The 14,880-nt window shown below is 67.0% G+C and carries 16 protein-coding genes and 1 pseudogene; 4 read left to right on the forward strand and 13 right to left on the reverse strand.

The window, feature by feature from the left end:
- From deoC to BST44_RS11620, 6 genes and pseudogenes are all read right to left on the reverse strand, one after another.
- Nucleotides 1–678 carry a deoxyribose-phosphate aldolase gene (gene deoC, locus BST44_RS11595; RefSeq protein WP_142274464.1) on the reverse strand — a complete coding sequence of 226 codons (678 nt, stop codon included), beginning with the start codon at nucleotides 676–678 and terminating at the stop codon, nucleotides 1–3.
- Nucleotides 678–1,091: a DUF2599 domain-containing protein gene (locus tag BST44_RS11600; RefSeq protein WP_083177263.1), complete on the reverse strand. Its 414-nt coding sequence runs from the start codon at nucleotides 1,089–1,091 to the stop codon at nucleotides 678–680. Before BST44_RS11600 ends, deoC begins: the two co-directional genes overlap by 1 nt.
- Nucleotides 1,092–1,095: 4 nt before the next feature.
- Nucleotides 1,096–1,383, reverse strand: coding sequence for a DUF2516 family protein (locus BST44_RS11605; RefSeq protein ID WP_040621261.1), 288 nt, complete (start codon nucleotides 1,381–1,383; stop codon nucleotides 1,096–1,098).
- Between the two features lie 78 nt (nucleotides 1,384–1,461).
- Nucleotides 1,462–2,067 carry a heparin-binding hemagglutinin HbhA gene (gene hbhA / locus BST44_RS11610; RefSeq protein WP_083177264.1) on the reverse strand — a complete coding sequence of 202 codons (606 nt, stop codon included), beginning with the start codon at nucleotides 2,065–2,067 and terminating at the stop codon, nucleotides 1,462–1,464.
- Between the two features lie 153 nt (nucleotides 2,068–2,220).
- Nucleotides 2,221–2,650: pseudogene (locus BST44_RS11615) on the reverse strand (helix-turn-helix domain-containing protein); the annotation flags it as partial.
- Between the two features lie 83 nt (nucleotides 2,651–2,733).
- Nucleotides 2,734–4,116, reverse strand: a complete 1,383-nt coding sequence (locus BST44_RS11620; protein WP_439330713.1) for a DUF445 domain-containing protein — start codon at nucleotides 4,114–4,116, stop codon at nucleotides 2,734–2,736.
- A 134-nt stretch (nucleotides 4,117–4,250) separates the two neighbouring features.
- Between BST44_RS11620 and BST44_RS11625 the strand changes: the two genes are divergently transcribed.
- Both BST44_RS11625 and pcaA read left to right on the forward strand, forming a co-directional pair.
- Nucleotides 4,251–4,970 carry a TetR/AcrR family transcriptional regulator gene (locus tag BST44_RS11625; protein ID WP_083177266.1) on the forward strand — a complete coding sequence of 240 codons (720 nt, stop codon included), beginning with the start codon at nucleotides 4,251–4,253 and terminating at the stop codon, nucleotides 4,968–4,970.
- A gap of 191 nt (nucleotides 4,971–5,161) precedes the next feature.
- A complete protein-coding gene (pcaA, locus tag BST44_RS11630; RefSeq protein ID WP_083177267.1) occupies nucleotides 5,162–6,025 on the forward strand; it encodes a cyclopropane mycolic acid synthase PcaA in 864 nt (287 codons plus the stop codon).
- Between the two features lie 13 nt (nucleotides 6,026–6,038).
- Here pcaA and BST44_RS11635 read toward each other — a convergent pair whose 3' ends face one another.
- The 4 genes from BST44_RS11635 to BST44_RS11650 all read right to left on the reverse strand — a co-directional run bounded on the left by BST44_RS11635 (nucleotide 6,039) and on the right by BST44_RS11650 (nucleotide 10,461).
- The gene (locus tag BST44_RS11635) at nucleotides 6,039–6,899 is read right to left on the reverse strand and encodes a cyclopropane mycolic acid synthase family methyltransferase (RefSeq protein ID WP_083177268.1); all 861 of its coding nucleotides are present in this window, start codon (nucleotides 6,897–6,899) and stop codon (nucleotides 6,039–6,041) included.
- Nucleotides 6,900–6,982: 83 nt separating this feature from the next.
- Nucleotides 6,983–7,846 (reverse strand): 3-hydroxybutyryl-CoA dehydrogenase, encoded by an 864-nt coding sequence (locus BST44_RS11640; RefSeq protein WP_142274465.1) that lies wholly within the window; start codon nucleotides 7,844–7,846, stop codon nucleotides 6,983–6,985.
- Nucleotides 7,847–8,111: 265 nt separating this feature from the next.
- Entirely contained in the window at nucleotides 8,112–9,398 is a 1,287-nt protein-coding gene (gene aceA, locus BST44_RS11645; RefSeq protein WP_065497835.1) for an isocitrate lyase, read from the reverse strand.
- A gap of 268 nt (nucleotides 9,399–9,666) precedes the next feature.
- Nucleotides 9,667–10,461, reverse strand: coding sequence for an acyl-[acyl-carrier-protein] thioesterase (locus BST44_RS11650; protein WP_083177328.1), 795 nt, complete (start codon nucleotides 10,459–10,461; stop codon nucleotides 9,667–9,669).
- A 163-nt stretch (nucleotides 10,462–10,624) separates the two neighbouring features.
- Here BST44_RS11650 and ramB point away from each other — a divergent pair, with 163 nt between their 5' ends.
- Together ramB and BST44_RS11660 are read left to right on the forward strand one after the other, a co-directional pair.
- Nucleotides 10,625–12,040: an acetate metabolism transcriptional regulator RamB gene (gene ramB / locus BST44_RS11655; protein WP_065442574.1), complete on the forward strand. Its 1,416-nt coding sequence runs from the start codon at nucleotides 10,625–10,627 to the stop codon at nucleotides 12,038–12,040.
- A complete protein-coding gene (locus tag BST44_RS11660; RefSeq protein WP_083177269.1) occupies nucleotides 12,037–12,597 on the forward strand; it encodes a carboxymuconolactone decarboxylase family protein in 561 nt (186 codons plus the stop codon). Before ramB ends, BST44_RS11660 begins: the two co-directional genes overlap by 4 nt.
- Here the strand turns inward: BST44_RS11660 and BST44_RS11665 are convergent, their stop codons facing one another.
- The 3 genes from BST44_RS11665 to BST44_RS11675 are packed head-to-tail and all read right to left on the reverse strand — an operon-like array spanning nucleotide 12,598 to nucleotide 14,880.
- Complete coding sequence (locus BST44_RS11665; RefSeq protein ID WP_083177270.1) at nucleotides 12,598–12,870, reverse strand: hypothetical protein; 273 nt, start codon at nucleotides 12,868–12,870, stop codon at nucleotides 12,598–12,600.
- Between the two features lie 6 nt (nucleotides 12,871–12,876).
- Nucleotides 12,877–14,271 (reverse strand): dihydrolipoyl dehydrogenase, encoded by a 1,395-nt coding sequence (gene lpdA, locus BST44_RS11670; protein WP_083177271.1) that lies wholly within the window; start codon nucleotides 14,269–14,271, stop codon nucleotides 12,877–12,879.
- 33 nt (nucleotides 14,272–14,304) lie between these two features.
- Complete coding sequence (locus tag BST44_RS11675; RefSeq protein WP_083177272.1) at nucleotides 14,305–14,880, reverse strand: hypothetical protein; 576 nt, start codon at nucleotides 14,878–14,880, stop codon at nucleotides 14,305–14,307.

Below are 14,880 nucleotides of genomic sequence, written 5' to 3' on the forward strand. Positions count from 1 at the left end.
CTAGCCGCCAAGCCCGTCGAGCACCGCCCGGGTGCCGGACAGGCCGAGCCGGGTGGCCCCCGCGTCCAGCATCGCGACGGCGGCCGCGGCGGAGCGGATGCCGCCGCTGGCCTTGACGCCCAGCCGGCCGCCGACGGTCTGACTCATCACGGCGACCGCGCGCACCGAGGCGCCGCCCGCGGGGTGGAAGCCGGTCGAGGTCTTGACGAAGTCGGCGCCGGCGTCCTCCGCCGCGCGGCACACCTGCACCAGCGTGTGCTCGTCCGTCCCCGACAGCAGCACTGCCGACTCCACGATCACCTTCAGCACGGCGCCCGGGGCGGCGGCGCGCACGGCCGCGATGTCGGCCCGGACCGCTTCGAGGTCGCCGGCCAGCGCGGCGCCGATGTCGATGACCATGTCGACCTCGGCGGCCCCGGCGGCCACGGCCCGTTCGGCCTCGTGCGCCTTGACCGCCGAAATGTGCTTGCCCGAGGGGAAACCCGCGACGCTGGCCACCGGCGGGCCGCCGGCTCGCACCGCGACCGGAACCATCGACGGCGAGACGCACACGGCGTAGACGCCCAACTCGGCCGCCTCGGCGACCAGGGCCGCCACGTCCGCCTCGGTGGCCTCGGGCTTGAGCAGGGTGTGGTCGACCATCGCCGCCAGCTGCGACCGGGTGGGTTTGCTCGCCACTAGAACCTTTCTTCGGGTCCGCCCGGATTGCATCCGGACGCTGCCATCTCGGCGTCGTCGACGACGGGGCGCCACGGCTCCAGATTCCAGCTGGCCTTACCGGGCTCGGCCACCTCGGCGAACTGCCAGTGACAGACGAACTGGGCGCGCATCCCGGCGGTGTCGGCGTCCGGCGACAGCGCCAGCACCTCGGCCCACGCCTCGTCGGCCAGCGCCGGGTCCGAAGACCGCCTGGCGGCCAGCCGCCCCGACGGCGTCGGGAAGACCCGCAGGCTGCTGCGGCCGTGCCACTGCGCCCACTCGGTGTGGTCGACGAACGGCGGGGACGTGCCGGCCGGGTCCGCCACCGCGGCGGCGGGCGGCCCCCAGAGGGCGACGAGCACCACAGTCGGCGCCGTCAGCAGGGCCTTCATTCCGCTAGCGCGACTTACCCTGAATTTCCAGAAGTTTCGGCCGCACGTCGACCAGATACACGCCCGCCGCGCACGCGGCGATCGCCATCCCGAGTACCCCGAAAACAAAACTCAGGATGGATGTCAGGGCGACAGCCAGGCCGAGGATCACCAACCACACGGGCTTCGTCAGCTTGTCGGCAGCGGTGTAAGCATCCGGCCGCTGCAGCGCGGCGTGCACGAACGCGTACACCGCCGTGACCAAGACGGCGATCTGCAAGACCAGCATGACGGTACCCACGAGGTGGCTCACGCCTTAAGCGTATGCGGGCGCCGTCCCAAACGTCGACTCAGAGTTGCCCGGCGGACAACTCCGAGTCGACCGTCCGACCTACTTCTGGGTGACCTTCTTGGCGGCGGCCTTCTTGGCCGGAGCCTTCTTGGCCGGAGCCTTCTTGGCGGGCGCCTTCTTGGCGACAGCCTTCTGAGCCTTCTTGGCCGTCTCGTCGGACTTCTTGGGCAGCTCGATGCCGACCAGCTTGGCCGCGCGCTCACCGACGGCGCGGGTCTGCGACGCGACGGTGCCCAGCGCCTCCTGCGTCAGCTCGACGGCCTGGTCCACGTAGCCCTCGGCGCGCGCCGAGGCGTCGTCCAGGCCGGTCTGGCTCCGCAGCCGCTGCAGCGCGGCCTCGCCGCGCTCGACCAGCTCGTTGTAGCGGTTGGTCGCCGCGTCCAGGTAGCCCTCGGCGGCCTTGCGGAGCTCCTCGGTGGTGAACCGCTCGCGCAGCTCGTCGAACTGCTCGGGGAGGTCCTCCTGCAGCCGGGTCAGCCGGGCGCGGCTCTCCTCCACCCGGGAGCGGGTGTCGGCGCGGGTCTCTTCGGCGCGCTCCCGCAGGCCGGCGATCAAATCGTTGACCGTGGCCAGCGCAAGATCGGCCGCGCCCAGCGCTGCGAGCAGGGGCGCCCGCAAGTCTTCGATGTTGGTGTTGTCCGCCATGGTTATTCCTTTCATGGTTTTCCGTTATTGGCGTTCTTGGGTATTGATGTGGAAACTCAGGCGTGCGTCTCCTCTCCGCTGGCGGGCGCCGGATCCGCGCTCCTGGTAACCACTAGCGTGACGTGGGAGTCCCGACCTCCGGAAGGGCCGTTGATCACTCGTCGGCGTTGGATTCGGTCGAACATTCCTCTTTGCCTGATTCGCCGGCCTCGTTTTGTTGGGTGAACGACGTGTAGACGTCGAGCAGGACCTGCTTTTGACGCTCGGTGATCGCCGTGTCGGTGATGATCGCGTCGCGCACCTGGCTCTTGTCGCTGGGCTCGAGGATCCCGGCCCGCACATAGAGAACCTCGGCGGAAACCCGCAACGCCTTCGCGATTTGATTGAGCACTTCGGCGGACGGCTTCCGTAAACCGCGCTCCACCTGGCTCAGGTAGGGGTTGCTCACCCCGGACTTTTCGGCGAGTTGACGCACCGAGACCTGCGCCAGCTCGCGCTGGCTCCGGATGAAGCTGCCGATGTCCGAGGCCATGTCGGAGGCGGCGTTGGACACCTTGGCGGAGAGCTTCTCCTCGGGTGCCATGGCGTGCTCCTGGGTCGGACGGTCGATGGTGACGGCCCCAGACTACTACAAGTGCTTGCTATTGCAAGCACTTGTTAGCACTACTAGAAAAGCAGCTGCGCGACGGCGTAGATCACCAGGCCCGCCAGGGAGCCCACCACGGTTCCGTTGATCCGGATGAATTGCAGGTCACGGCCGACGTGCAGCTCGATGCGCCGGCTGGCCTCCTCGGCGTCCCAGCGTTCGATGGTGTCGGTGATGATCGCGGTGATCTCCACCCCATACTGCGAAACCAGGTGCTGGGCGGCGCGCACGATCCAGTTGTCGACCTTGTCGCGCAGGTCGGCGTCGTCGCGCAGCGACTCCCCGATCCGGATCACGGTGTCGGTGATGCGGGTGCGCAGCGTGCTGGACGGGTCGTCCACGCCCTCGAGCACCAGCCGTTTCAGCGTCTTCCAGGCCGTCGCCGCGGCGTTGGCGATCTCGTCGCGCGCCATCAGCTGCTCCTTGATCGCGTCGGCGCGCGCGATGGTGTCCGCGTCGTTCTGCAGGTCGTCGGCGAATTCGAACAGGAACCGGGTCGCCGACCGGCGCAGCTCGTGGTCGGGATTGCGGCGCACCTTGTCGGTGAAGTCCATCAGCTCGCGGTGGATGCGGTCGCCGACCAGGTGGTCGACGAAGCGGGGCGACCACGTCGGCGAGTCACGCTCGACCACCCGCTGGATCACCTCGCCGGCGTTCAGCGACCACTGGAAGGCCCGATCGGCCAGCAGCTGGATCAGCGCCTCCTGCCGGTTCTCGGCCAGCAGGGTCCCCAGCACCCGGCCGACCGGCGGCCCCCATTGCGGCTCGGCGATACGGCGCACGATCATCCGGTCGATCACCTGCTGCACGTCGTCGTCGCGCAGCAGCTCGACCAGCACCCGCAACACCGTGGCCGTCTCGCCGGCCACCCGCTCGGCGTGCGCGGTCTCCGACAGCCACTTGCCGAGCCGCCCGGGCACCTGGGCGTCCCGCAGCTTGGTCTCCACCACCGGCGGCGACAGGAAGTTCTCCCGCACGAAGGTGCCCAGGCCCTCGCCGAGCTGATCCTTCTTGCGCTTGATGATCGCGGTGTGCGGGATGGGGATGCCCAACGGATGCCTGAACAGCGCGGTCACCGCGAACCAGTCGGCCAGCGCGCCGACCATCCCGGCCTCCGCGCCGGCACCGGCGTAGCCGACCCAGACGCCCAGGTTGACGTGCGCCTGCGCCCACCGGCACGCAAGGAACAACACCGTCGCACCGACCAGGAAGCTCAGCGCCACCGCTTTCATCCGCCGCAACGCCACCCGGCGCTCGGCGTCGGCCTGCGGGTCGGCGCCGGCGAAGGATTCGGCGAACGACGCGTGGAGCCGCCCGGTTCCGGTCAGCGGGGCCGTCGAGTCGGACGCCGCCGCGAGGGGCCCCGACGCTTCGCCTCGAGGCGAGGCTCTGTGTACCACCACACCATCATCTATCGTCCCGGCCGATTGGTGTGACGACACTGTTCACGACGCCGGCGCCGGCGCGCGGCCGCAGCCCCAAACAGGGCCGCACGCCGTAGTATCAAGGGCGTCTAGCGAATGGGATATCGGCGACAGTGGCAGAGCGAACGTTGGCTGTGGCGGCCAAGACGGATGGTCGCAAGCGGCGGTGGCACCAACACAAGGTGGAGCGCCGCAACGAGTTGGTAGACGGCACGATCGACGCGATTCGGCGGCACGGCGGCGCGTTGAGCATGGACGAGATCGCCGCGGAGATCGGCGTCTCCAAGACGGTGCTGTATCGCTATTTCGTCGACAAGAACGACCTGACGACCGCCGTGATGATGCGGTTCACCCAGACCACGCTGATTCCGAACATGGCCGCGGCGCTGACGTCCAATCTCGACGGCTTCGACCTGACCCGCGAGGTGATCCGGGTGTACGTCGAAACCGTCGCGAACGAACCCGAGCCCTATCGCTTCGTGATGTCCAACAGCTCGGCCAGCAAGAGCAAGGTGATCGCCGATTCCGAGCGGATCATCGCCCGCATGCTCGCGGTGCTGATGCGCCGCCGCATGCAACAGGCGGGAATGGACACCGGCGGTGCGGAGCCATGGGCCTACCTGATCGTCGGCGGCGTGCAGCTGGCCACGCACTCGTGGATGTCCTCCCCGCGCATGAGCCGCGACGAGTTGATCGACTACCTGACGATGCTGAGCTGGAATGCGCTGAAGGGCATCGTCGAGGTCGGCGGATCGCTGGAGAAGTTCCGCGAAGAACCGCACCCGTCGCCGATCGTGCCGCCCCACGGCGACGGGGACCCCTCCGCGCTCTAGGCGGCCCGCGACCTCGCCCAGCTGCCCATATTTTGTCGATTCCGCCCCACTCGTGTGACGCTATGACCCGTTAGGGAGGACGACGCGCATAGCCGCAGCGACTAACATGCAGGGGTGCATCGGGGGTGACGCAGGGTGCGTCGTGCTGGCCGGGCATCCCTGCCTCCGCGTAACGAAAGGCTCTTCTCGACATGTCTGTGCAGCTCACGCCGCATTTTGGAAACGTGCAAGCCCACTACGACTTGTCCGATGACTTCTTCAGGCTGTTCCTCGATCCCACCCAGACGTACTCCTGCGCCTACTTCGAGCGTGACGACATGACGCTGGAAGAGGCGCAGCTCGCCAAGATCGACCTGGCGCTGGGCAAACTCAAGCTCGAGCCGGGGATGACGTTGCTGGACATCGGCTGCGGCTGGGGCGCGACCATGCGGCGGGCCATCGAGAAGTACGACGTCAACGTCGTGGGCCTGACGTTGTCGGAGAACCAGGCCGAGCACGTACAGAAGACGTTCGACGAGATGGACACCCCCCGCACCCGGCGCGTCCTGCTGGAGGGCTGGGAGAAGTTCCACGAACCGGTCGACCGCATCGTCTCCATCGGGGCCTTCGAGCACTTCGGCCGCCAGCGCTACGGCCGGTTCTTCAAGATGGCCTACCAAGCGCTGCCGTCCGACGGTGTGATGTTGCTGCACACCATCGTTCGCCCCTCGTTCAAGGACGCCCGCGCGCGGGGCATGAAGCTGACCCACGAGATCGTCCACTTCTCGCAATTCATCTTGACCGAGATCTTCCCGGGCGGCTGGCTGCCGACGCCCCAGACCGTCGGGGAGTACGCGGTCACGGCCGGCTTCGAGTTGACCCGGGTCCATTCCCTGCAGCTGCACTACGCGAAGACCCTGGAGACGTGGGCGGCCGCGCTCGAGGCCAATCGCGACGAGGCCATCGCCATCCAGTCGCAAGAGGTCTACGACCGCTACATGAAGTACCTGACCGGCTGCGCGAAGCTGTTCCGACAGGGCTACACCGACGTCGACCAGTTCACCCTGGAGAAGTAGCCGCGACGAAGCTCTACTTCACGAGGGTGAACTGCCCGACGTTGCTGATGCCCTTACGGAAGAAGTTTTCGCAGCCCACCAGGTAGCGCATGTACTTGTCGTAGACCTCTTCCGACTGAATCTCGATCGCCCGTTGCCTGTTCGATTCGAGGTTGGCCGCCCACAGGTTGAGGGTGCGTTCGTAATGCTCCTGCAGCAATTGGACTCTCTCCACCGAGAACCCGGCGGCTTGCGCAAACCGGTAAATATCTTCCTGCGCCGGCAGCTGTCCGCCCGGGAAGATTTCCGTACCGATGAACCTCGCGAATCGAATATCGCTCATCGTGATGGAAACACCGCGCTCATACTGCTGTTTCTGGGAGTACGTCAAAATGGTGTGCAACAACATCCGCCCGTCATCGGGAAGGATGTTGTAGGCGCGTTCGAAGAACGCCGCGTACCGCTCCATCTTGAAAGCCTCGAAGGCGCCGATGGTGACGATCCGGTCGACCTTGTCCTCGAACTCTTCCCAGCCCTGCAGCCGCACCTCGACGTTACGATTCGTCCGGAGTCCGGAGAGTTTGCTCTTGCTGTAATCGAATTGGTTGCGACTCAACGTGATCCCGATGACATTGACGTCGAATTTCTCCACAGCCCGTTTCAGCGCCTCGCCCCAGCCGCAACCAATGTCGAGGAGTGTCATTCCGGGCTCGAGGTTCAGTTTTCCCAACGCCAAGTCGAATTTCGCGACTTGTGCGTCCTCCAGGGTCATGTCATCGCGCTCGAAGTATGCGCAGGTATAAGCCATCGTGGGGTCTAGAAATAACGCGAAGAATTCGTTCGAGACGTCGTAGATGGACTGCGACTCCTCGTAAAATGGCTCCAATGCCGTCATGCCCGCTCCAGTTATTTGCCCGATATTGAACGCGAGCATAATAACCTACGCGGGGGGCGCCGTCGCGGCGTCGCCCGGCGGCGTCAGTACGTGTAGAAACCCCGGCCGGTCTTCTTGCCCAGCCGGCCCGCCTCCACCATGCGCAGCAGCAGCGGCGGCGGCCCGTACTGCGGGTCCTTGAATTCCTCGAACATCTTGTCCGCGATCAGTTTCAGGGTGTCCAGGCCCACGAGGTCGGACAGCCGCAGCGGCCCCATCGGATGCGACAGCCCGGCGACGACCGCCTTGTCGACGTCCTCGACGGTGGCGAAACCGGCCTCCACCATGCGAATTGCCGACAGCAGGTAGGGAACCAGCAGCGCGTTCACGACGAAGCCGGACCGGTCGGAGCAGCGCACCACCTGCTTGCCCAGCACCGCGCCGGCGAACTCCTCGGTGCGCGCGGCGGCGGCCTCGTCGGTGACCAGCGTGCACACCAGCTCGACCAGCGGCAGCACCGGCACCGGGTTGAAGAAGTGCAGGCCCAGGACCCGCTGCGGGTTCTTGGTGGCCGCGGCGATCTTCATGATCGGGATGCTGGACGTGTTGGACGCCAGCACCGCATCGGGATCGGTGATGGCCCGGTCGAGTTCGGCGAAGATGTCCGCCTTGACGGCCTCGTCCTCGATGATCGCCTCGATGACCAGCTGACGGTCGGCGAGGTCCTTCAGGTCGGTGGTGAAGGTCAGCTTGCTCAGCGCGCGGTCGCGCTCCCGCTCGGTGACCTTGCCCGCGCTGACACCGCGCTCCAGCGACTTCACGATGCGGTTGCGCCCGGCCGCGATCAGGGCCTCGGTGGTCTCGAACACCGTCACGTCGACGCCGGCGCGGACCGAGACTTCGGCGATCCCGGATCCCATCTGCCCGGCCCCGACGACCCCTACCCGCTGTATCGCTGCGTCGCTCACTGTCATCTCTTTCGGTTTCGTATCGTCTTGCACCGCAATAGGCCCCGCCCAGGTTCGCTGGGCGGGGCCAATGCTACTTCACGGTGAGCAGCCGGAAACTCGCACGATCTGGATCGCAGCGGTGCGAGTTCGCGTCTGCTCGGCCCCGGAAGGGATCAGTGACTCAAGCCATCGGTTTCACTTCGTCCTCGCGGGCAAGCCCGCTCGTCCTCAGTGACTCAAGCCATCGGTTTCACTTCGTCCTCGCGGGCAAGCCCGCTCGTCCTCAGTGAAACTGACCCTCTTCGGTGGAGCCGGTCAGCGCGGTGGTCGACGAGGTGGGGTCGACCGTGGTGGCGATGCGGTCGAAGTAACCCGCACCGACCTCGCGCTGGTGCTTGGTCGCGGTGTAACCGCGCTCCTCGGCGGCGAACTCGCGCTCCTGAAGCTCCACGTACGCGGTCATCTGGTTGCGGGCGTAGCCGTAGGCCAGATCGAACATCGAGTAGTTCAGCGCGTGGAAGCCCGCCAGCGTGATGAACTGGAACTTGAATCCCATTGCGCCGAGCTCCTTTTGGAACTTCGCGATGGTGGAGTCGTCCAGGTGCTTGCGCCAGTTGAACGACGGCGAGCAGTTGTAGGCCAGCATCTGGTCGGGGAACTCGGACTTGACGCCCTCGGCGAACTTCGCCGCCAGCTCGAGGTCCGGGGTCCCGGTCTCCATCCAGATCAGGTCCGAGTACGGCGCGTAGGCCTTGGCACGCGCGATGCACGGCTCGAGGCCGTTCTTGACCCGGTAGAAGCCTTCCTTGGTCCGCTCACCGGTGATGAACGGCTGGTCGCGCTCGTCGACGTCGGAGGTGATCAGGGTGGCCGCCTCGGCGTCGGTGCGGGCGATCACCACGGTCGGGACGTCGGCGACGTCGGCCGCCAGGCGGGCCGAGGTCAGCGTCCGGATGTGCTGCTGGGTGGGGATCAGCACCTTGCCACCGAGGTGGCCGCACTTCTTCTCCGACGCCAGCTGGTCCTCCCAGTGCGACCCCGCGACGCCCGCGGCGATCATCGCCTTCTGCAGCTCGTAGACGTTCAGCGCGCCGCCGAAGCCGGCCTCGCCGTCGGCGACGATCGGCGCCAGCCAGTTCTCCACCGAGGTGTCGCCCTCCACGCGGGCGATCTCGTCGGCGCGCAGCAGCGCGTTGTTGATGCGGCGCACCACCTGCGGCACCGAGTTGGCCGGGTAGAGGCTCTGGTCGGGGTAGGTGTGGCCGGACAGGTTGGCGTCACCGGCCACCTGCCAACCCGACAGGTAGATGGCCTTCAGGCCGGCGCGCACCTGCTGGACGGCCATGTTGCCGGTCAGCGCGCCCAGCGCGTTGATGTACTCCAGGTCGTGCAGCTGCTCCCAGAGCACCTCGGCGCCGCGGCGGGCCAGCGTGTGCTCCTCGACGACGCTGCCCTGCAGGGCGACGACGTCCTGGGCGGTGTAGGTCCGGCTGACGTCCTTCCACCGCGGGTTGGTGTCCCAGTCCTTCTGGATCTGTTCGGCGCTCTTGGGGGTGCCAACGACAGACATTGGGCATGCTCCTTAACGAATCTTCACTACTGGACTTGGTGAACGCTTCACCGGCGGTAGCTAAGGGCTCAACTTCGCTGGTGTGCTAACTCGACGATGGCACAGCCATTGGCGCAGGTCCAGCCGTTTCATTTGCCAATTTCCGCAACGACCCCGCGCGGATTAGCAAATATTGCGAAGATGAACGGTAGCTTAACCGTTTCAGAAACTACCGGCCAGTAACCGGAATCCGCAGGTCAGCCGGCCATTTAACGGGACGCTTGTCCGGTTAGCGGTTGAAGAGCGCGGCGACCGCCTTGACCTCGTCGCCGACCGCATATGTGAGCGTTGTAACAGGCCGATCGACGAGCCCCGGACCGAATTGGTCGGTCGAGCCGGCCGGATGGAGGTGCGAGATGATCTCCAGTTTGTCGCCGAGGGCCACCGGGGCTTCGTGCTCGATGGTGACGCGCAGCGGCCGCGCCATCAGCGCCAGGTGGGACGCCAGGTAGTCCTCGATCACGCTCCAGTACACGGAGTTGTTCATGTGGTCGAACAGGTCGATGTCGGTCACCCGGACGGGAAACTCGTGGATCTCCGCGGCGTCGTCGCGGCTACCCGGCTTCAGGTAGCCCTTCCACCGCAGCCGGTCGACGGACGTGGTCTTGTGCAGGCCCGCGAGGAAGTCGTCGGAGATGCGCGACGGCATCTGGGTGTCCCGGTTGATGTTGATCCAGAAGGCCTCGGATTCGATCAGGCCGCCCTTGCGCCCGTCGACCCGGACCCGCATCTCGCACCAGCGGTTCGAGGTGCCCGAACACCACCGGCGGCAGCGCAGCATGTCCTGGAACTCGATCGGCCGGATCAGGTCGAGCATGGTGCGGCGGACGATCCACAGCGGATGGGTCTCCTCGAAGCCCATCTCGCGCAGCTGGTCCTGCCCGATGTCCTGGATGTGCCGGCACGCCGCGTCCAGCCGCAGCCGGCCCGTGCGGTCGATGTCGGCCACCCGCAGCGGCCATTCGCGATCGAAGACATCGGGGTGGCCGTCGGGAACCGGCATCATTTCTTTGTCCAGGCTCACGGCGTCGCTCCCCGTTTCCTCCTCATGGGCACCCCAGGCCAGCCCTGGGAAGCCTTTGTTGCGAATCATGCCAACGTGCTGTACCAAAAACCAATCGCGACGCGATACCCGGGCCTGCGAACTCTGCCAACCTTCGCTTAGCAAGCCTTGTACCCTGGGAGAAGTGTCCAAAACCTTCGTCGGCTCCCGGGTCCGTCAGCTGCGTAACGAGCGCGGGTTCTCCCAGGCCGCCCTGGCCCAGATGCTGGAGATCTCGCCGAGCTACCTGAACCAGATCGAGCACGACGTCCGCCCGCTGACGGTGGCGGTGCTGCTGCGGATCACCGAGGTGTTCGGCGTGGACGCCACCTTCTTCGCCTCCCAGGACGACACCCGGCTGGTCGCCGAGCTGCGCGAGGTCACCATGGACCGCGACCTGGACATCGACGTGGACCCCGCCGAGGTCGCCGAGATGGTCGGCTCCCATCCCGCCCTGGCCCGCGCGGTGGTCAACCTGCACCGGCGTTACCGGATCACCACGGCGCAACTGGCCGCCGCCACCGAGGAGCGCTTCACCGACGGCAGCGGCAGCGGCTCGATCACCATGCCGCACGAGGAGGTGCGCGACTACTTCTACCAACGGCAGAACTACCTGCACGAGCTGGACACGGCCGCCGAAGACCTCACGATCCAGATGCGGCTGCACCACGGCGACCTGGCCCGCGAGCTGAACCGCCGGCTGACCGAGGTGCACGGCGTGCACATCAACCGGCGGATCGACCTCGGCGACACCGTGCTGCACCGCTATGACCCGCAGACCAAGACGCTGGAGATCAGCAACCACCTCTCGCTCGGCCAGCAGGTCTTCAAGATGGCGGCCGAGCTGGCCTACCTCGAATACGGCGACCTGATCGACACCCTGGTGGAGGAGGGGAAGTTCACCAGCGACGAGTCGCACACGCTGGCCCGGCTGGGGCTGGCCAACTACTTCGCCGCGGCGGCGGTGCTGCCGTATCGCCAATTCCACGACGTCGCCGAGAACTTCCGCTACGACGTCGAGCGGCTGTCCTCGTTCTACTCGGTGAGCTATGAGACCATCGCGCACCGGCTTTCGACGCTGCAGCGGCCGTCGATGCGCGGCGTGCCGTTCTCCTTCGTCCGGGTGGATCGGGCCGGCAACATGTCAAAACGCCAGTCCGCCACCGGGTTTCACTTCTCCTCCAGCGGCGGCACCTGCCCGCTGTGGAACGTGTACGAGACGTTCGCCAACCCGGGCAAGATTTTGGTCCAGATCGCCCAGATGCCCGACGGCCGCAACTACATGTGGGTGGCACGCACGGTGGAGCGCCGCGCCGCGCGGTATGGTCAGCCGGGTAAAACCTTCGCGATCGGGCTGGGCTGCGAGCTTCGCCACGCGCACCGGCTCGTCTACTCGGAAGGACTCGACTTGTCGGGTGACATCGCAACACCGATCGGTGCGGGTTGCCGGGTCTGCGAACGCGACAACTGCCCGCAGCGGGCGTTCCCGGCCCTCGGGCGCGCCCTGGACCTCGACGAGCACCGCAGCACGGTCTCCCCGTATCTGGTGAAGCAACCGTGAGCGGGGCTGCCGGCGGCCGCATCCCGTCGGGGCGGTTCCGCGAGCTGGGCCCGATCAACTGGGTGCTGGCGAAGGCGGCCGCGCGCACGGTGCGGGCGCCCGAGATGCACCTGTTCACCACGCTCGGCCAGCACCGTCTGCTGTTCCTGGCGTGGAGCGTCTACAGCGGCCGGGTGCTGCGGGGCCGGCTGCCGGCGATCGACACCGAGCTGGTGATCCTGCGCGTCGCGCATGTGCGCGGGTGCGAATACGAGCTGCAGCATCATCGGCGGATGGCCGCCAAGCAGGGCCTGAACGCCGACCTGCAGGCCGCGATCTTCGCGTGGCCCGAGCGGCTGGACCGGGTCGAGGCGCGCCTGACCGTGCGCCAGCAGGCGCTGCTGACGGCGACGGACGAGTTCGTCAAGGACCGCACCCTCACCGATGCCACCTGGCGGGCGCTCGCCGAACACCTCGACCGGCGTCAGCTGATCGAATTCTGCTTGCTGGCAAGCCAATACGACGGGCTCGCCGCGACCATGGCGGCATTGGACATCCCGCTGGACAACCCGCGCTAGTCAGAGGTAGACGTTGGCGAACACGGCCAGCGTCAGCAACAGCGGCGGCAGCGACAGCGCGAACCCGAACCCCGACCACGCGTATTTGCGGCGCCGGCGCAACAGGGACGCCCACGCCGTGGCGCACACCGCCAGCGCCAGCGACAGCAGCAGCACGGTCGGGGCCCACTGCCCCACCGCCGCGTTGTCGTCGGCGATCGAAAAGGCGGCCAGCCACAGGACATAGCCCGCGGCGAGACCGCCGGCGGCCCCCAGAACGACGTCGCTGCGCATCGGGATCTAGAAGTTGATCATGTGGCCGACCAGGCCGTGGAAGCACTCCTGCAGCGCCTCGGACAGAGTCGGGTGGGTGTGCACGTTGCGGGCCAGTTCCGTGGCGGTCAGGTCCCACTTCTGCGCCAGCGTCAGCTCGGGCAACAGCTCGGACACGTCGTGGCCGATCAGGTGCCCGCCCAGCAGCTCGAGGTGCTTGGCGTCGGCGATCAGCTTGACGAAGCCGCTGGGGTCGCCCAGGCCGTGGGCCTTGCCGTTGGCGGTGAACGGGAACTTCGCCACCACCACGTCGTGGCCCTCGTCGCGGGCCTGCTGCTCGGTCAGCCCGAAGCTGGCCACCTGCGGCTGGCAGAACGTCGCCCGCGGCAGCATCCGGTAGTCACCCAGCGCCAAAGTCTCTGCGCCGGCGATGGTTTCGGCCGCCACGACGCCCATGGCCTCAGCGACGTGCGCCAGCATCAGCTTCCCGGTGACGTCACCGATGGCGTAGATGTGCGGCACGCTGGTGATCATGTAGTCGTTGATCCCGATGGCCTTGCGGTCGGTCAGCGCGACGCCGGCCTTCTCCAGCCCGAAGCCCTCGACGTTGGGTGCAAAACCGATGGCCTGCAACACCTTTGCGGCCTTGAGCTCCTCGGAATTGCCGTCCTTGCTGACCACCACGGTCACTTCGGAGCCGTTGTCGTTGATCGATTCGACCTTGGTCCCGGTGCGGATCTTGATGCCCAGCTTCTTGAACTGCTTCTCGATCTCCTTGGAGACGTCGGCGTCCTCGTTGGGCAGCGCGCGCGGCAGGAACTCCACGATGGTCACGTCGACGCCGTAGTTGCTCAGCACGTAGCCGAACTCCATGCCGATGGCGCCGGCGCCGGCGATGACGATCGACTCGGGCAGCTCGCGGGACAGGATCTGCTCTTCGTAGGTGACCACGTTGGCCGACAGCGACGTTCCGGGCACCAGCCGGGTGCTGCTGCCGGTGGCGATGATGGCGTTGTCGAACGTGACGGTTTCGGTGCCACCGTCGTTGAGCTCGACGGACAACGTGTTCGCGTCGGTGAACCTGCCGTAGCCGTGGATCTCGGTGATCTTGTTCTTCTTCATCAGGAAGTGCACGCCCGCGACCCGGCCCTCGGCCACCTTGCGGCTGCGGTCGAAGGCGACGCCGTAGTCGAAGGTCGCCTCGCCGCTCATCCCGAACGTCTTGGCCTCTTTGCTGAAGATGTGCACCAGCTCGGCGTTGCGCAGCAGCGCCTTGGACGGGATGCAGCCGACGTTGAGGCAGACTCCGCCCCAGTACTTCGGCTCGACGATTGCGGTGTTCAGGCCGAGCTGTGCGGCGCGGATGGCTGCGACATATCCGCCGGGACCGGCCCCGAGGACGACGACGTCAAAATGGGTCACGGCCCCTACCCTAGTGGCCGCCCGGGCCGGGCGTTAATACGGAATGAGGCCGACGAGGCAGTGGCCCACCCGGGCGCAGTGGTAGTAGCCGTGCACGGGCGCCGCGGCGGCCAGCGAGGCGAACGGCGCCGACATCACCGCCAGCGACAGCGCCGAGACCACCGGCCTGCCCTCGGCCATCGCGAGCAGCACGCCACCGACCGTGCAGGCCACGACGTACACCAGGACGGCGAACAGCGCCGCGGTCTGGTCGGCCGAGTGGTACCACCAATAGAACAGGCCGAACCCGGCGACCGCCGCCGCGGCCCACACGCCGAAAAGGACCAGCAGCAGCTTCCACCACTTCAGGTAGAAGTAGCGCCCGGGAACCGTGACGGGTTGCACCGGCGCGGCGGCGGATTCGTCGTCGGCGCCCCGCGCGTCGTCGGCGCCGGGCTCGCCGGCGGCCGGCTCTGGGGCCTGCGGCTCGTCCGTCGCGGCGGGCCGCTCGCCGGTGTCGTCGGAGAAATCCGGCTGCCACGACTGGGTGCCCGGGTCGTCGTCGGAGTCGGAGAAGTCGGGCTTCCACGCCTGGGTGCCCGGGTTCGACGGGGTGTCGTCGTCAGCCAC

This window comes from Mycobacterium scrofulaceum, assembly GCF_002086735.1.
GTDB lineage: Bacteria > Actinomycetota > Actinomycetes > Mycobacteriales > Mycobacteriaceae > Mycobacterium > Mycobacterium scrofulaceum.

Bases quoted from the DNA above. Each gene is read 5' to 3' on its own strand.
- BST44_RS11600 (WP_083177263.1), bottom strand. From the start codon at position 1,091: ATGAAGGCCCTGCTGACGGCGCCGACTGTGGTGCTCGTCGCCCTCTGG.
- hbhA (WP_083177264.1), bottom strand. From the start codon at position 2,067: ATGGCGGACAACACCAACATCGAAGACTTGCGGGCGCCCCTGCTCGCA.
- pcaA (WP_083177267.1), top strand. From the start codon at position 5,162: ATGTCTGTGCAGCTCACGCCGCATTTTGGAAACGTGCAAGCCCACTAC.
- BST44_RS11635 (WP_083177268.1), bottom strand. From the start codon at position 6,899: ATGACGGCATTGGAGCCATTTTACGAGGAGTCGCAGTCCATCTACGAC.
- aceA (WP_065497835.1), bottom strand. From the start codon at position 9,398: ATGTCTGTCGTTGGCACCCCCAAGAGCGCCGAACAGATCCAGAAGGAC.
- BST44_RS11665 (WP_083177270.1), bottom strand. From the start codon at position 12,870: ATGCGCAGCGACGTCGTTCTGGGGGCCGCCGGCGGTCTCGCCGCGGGC.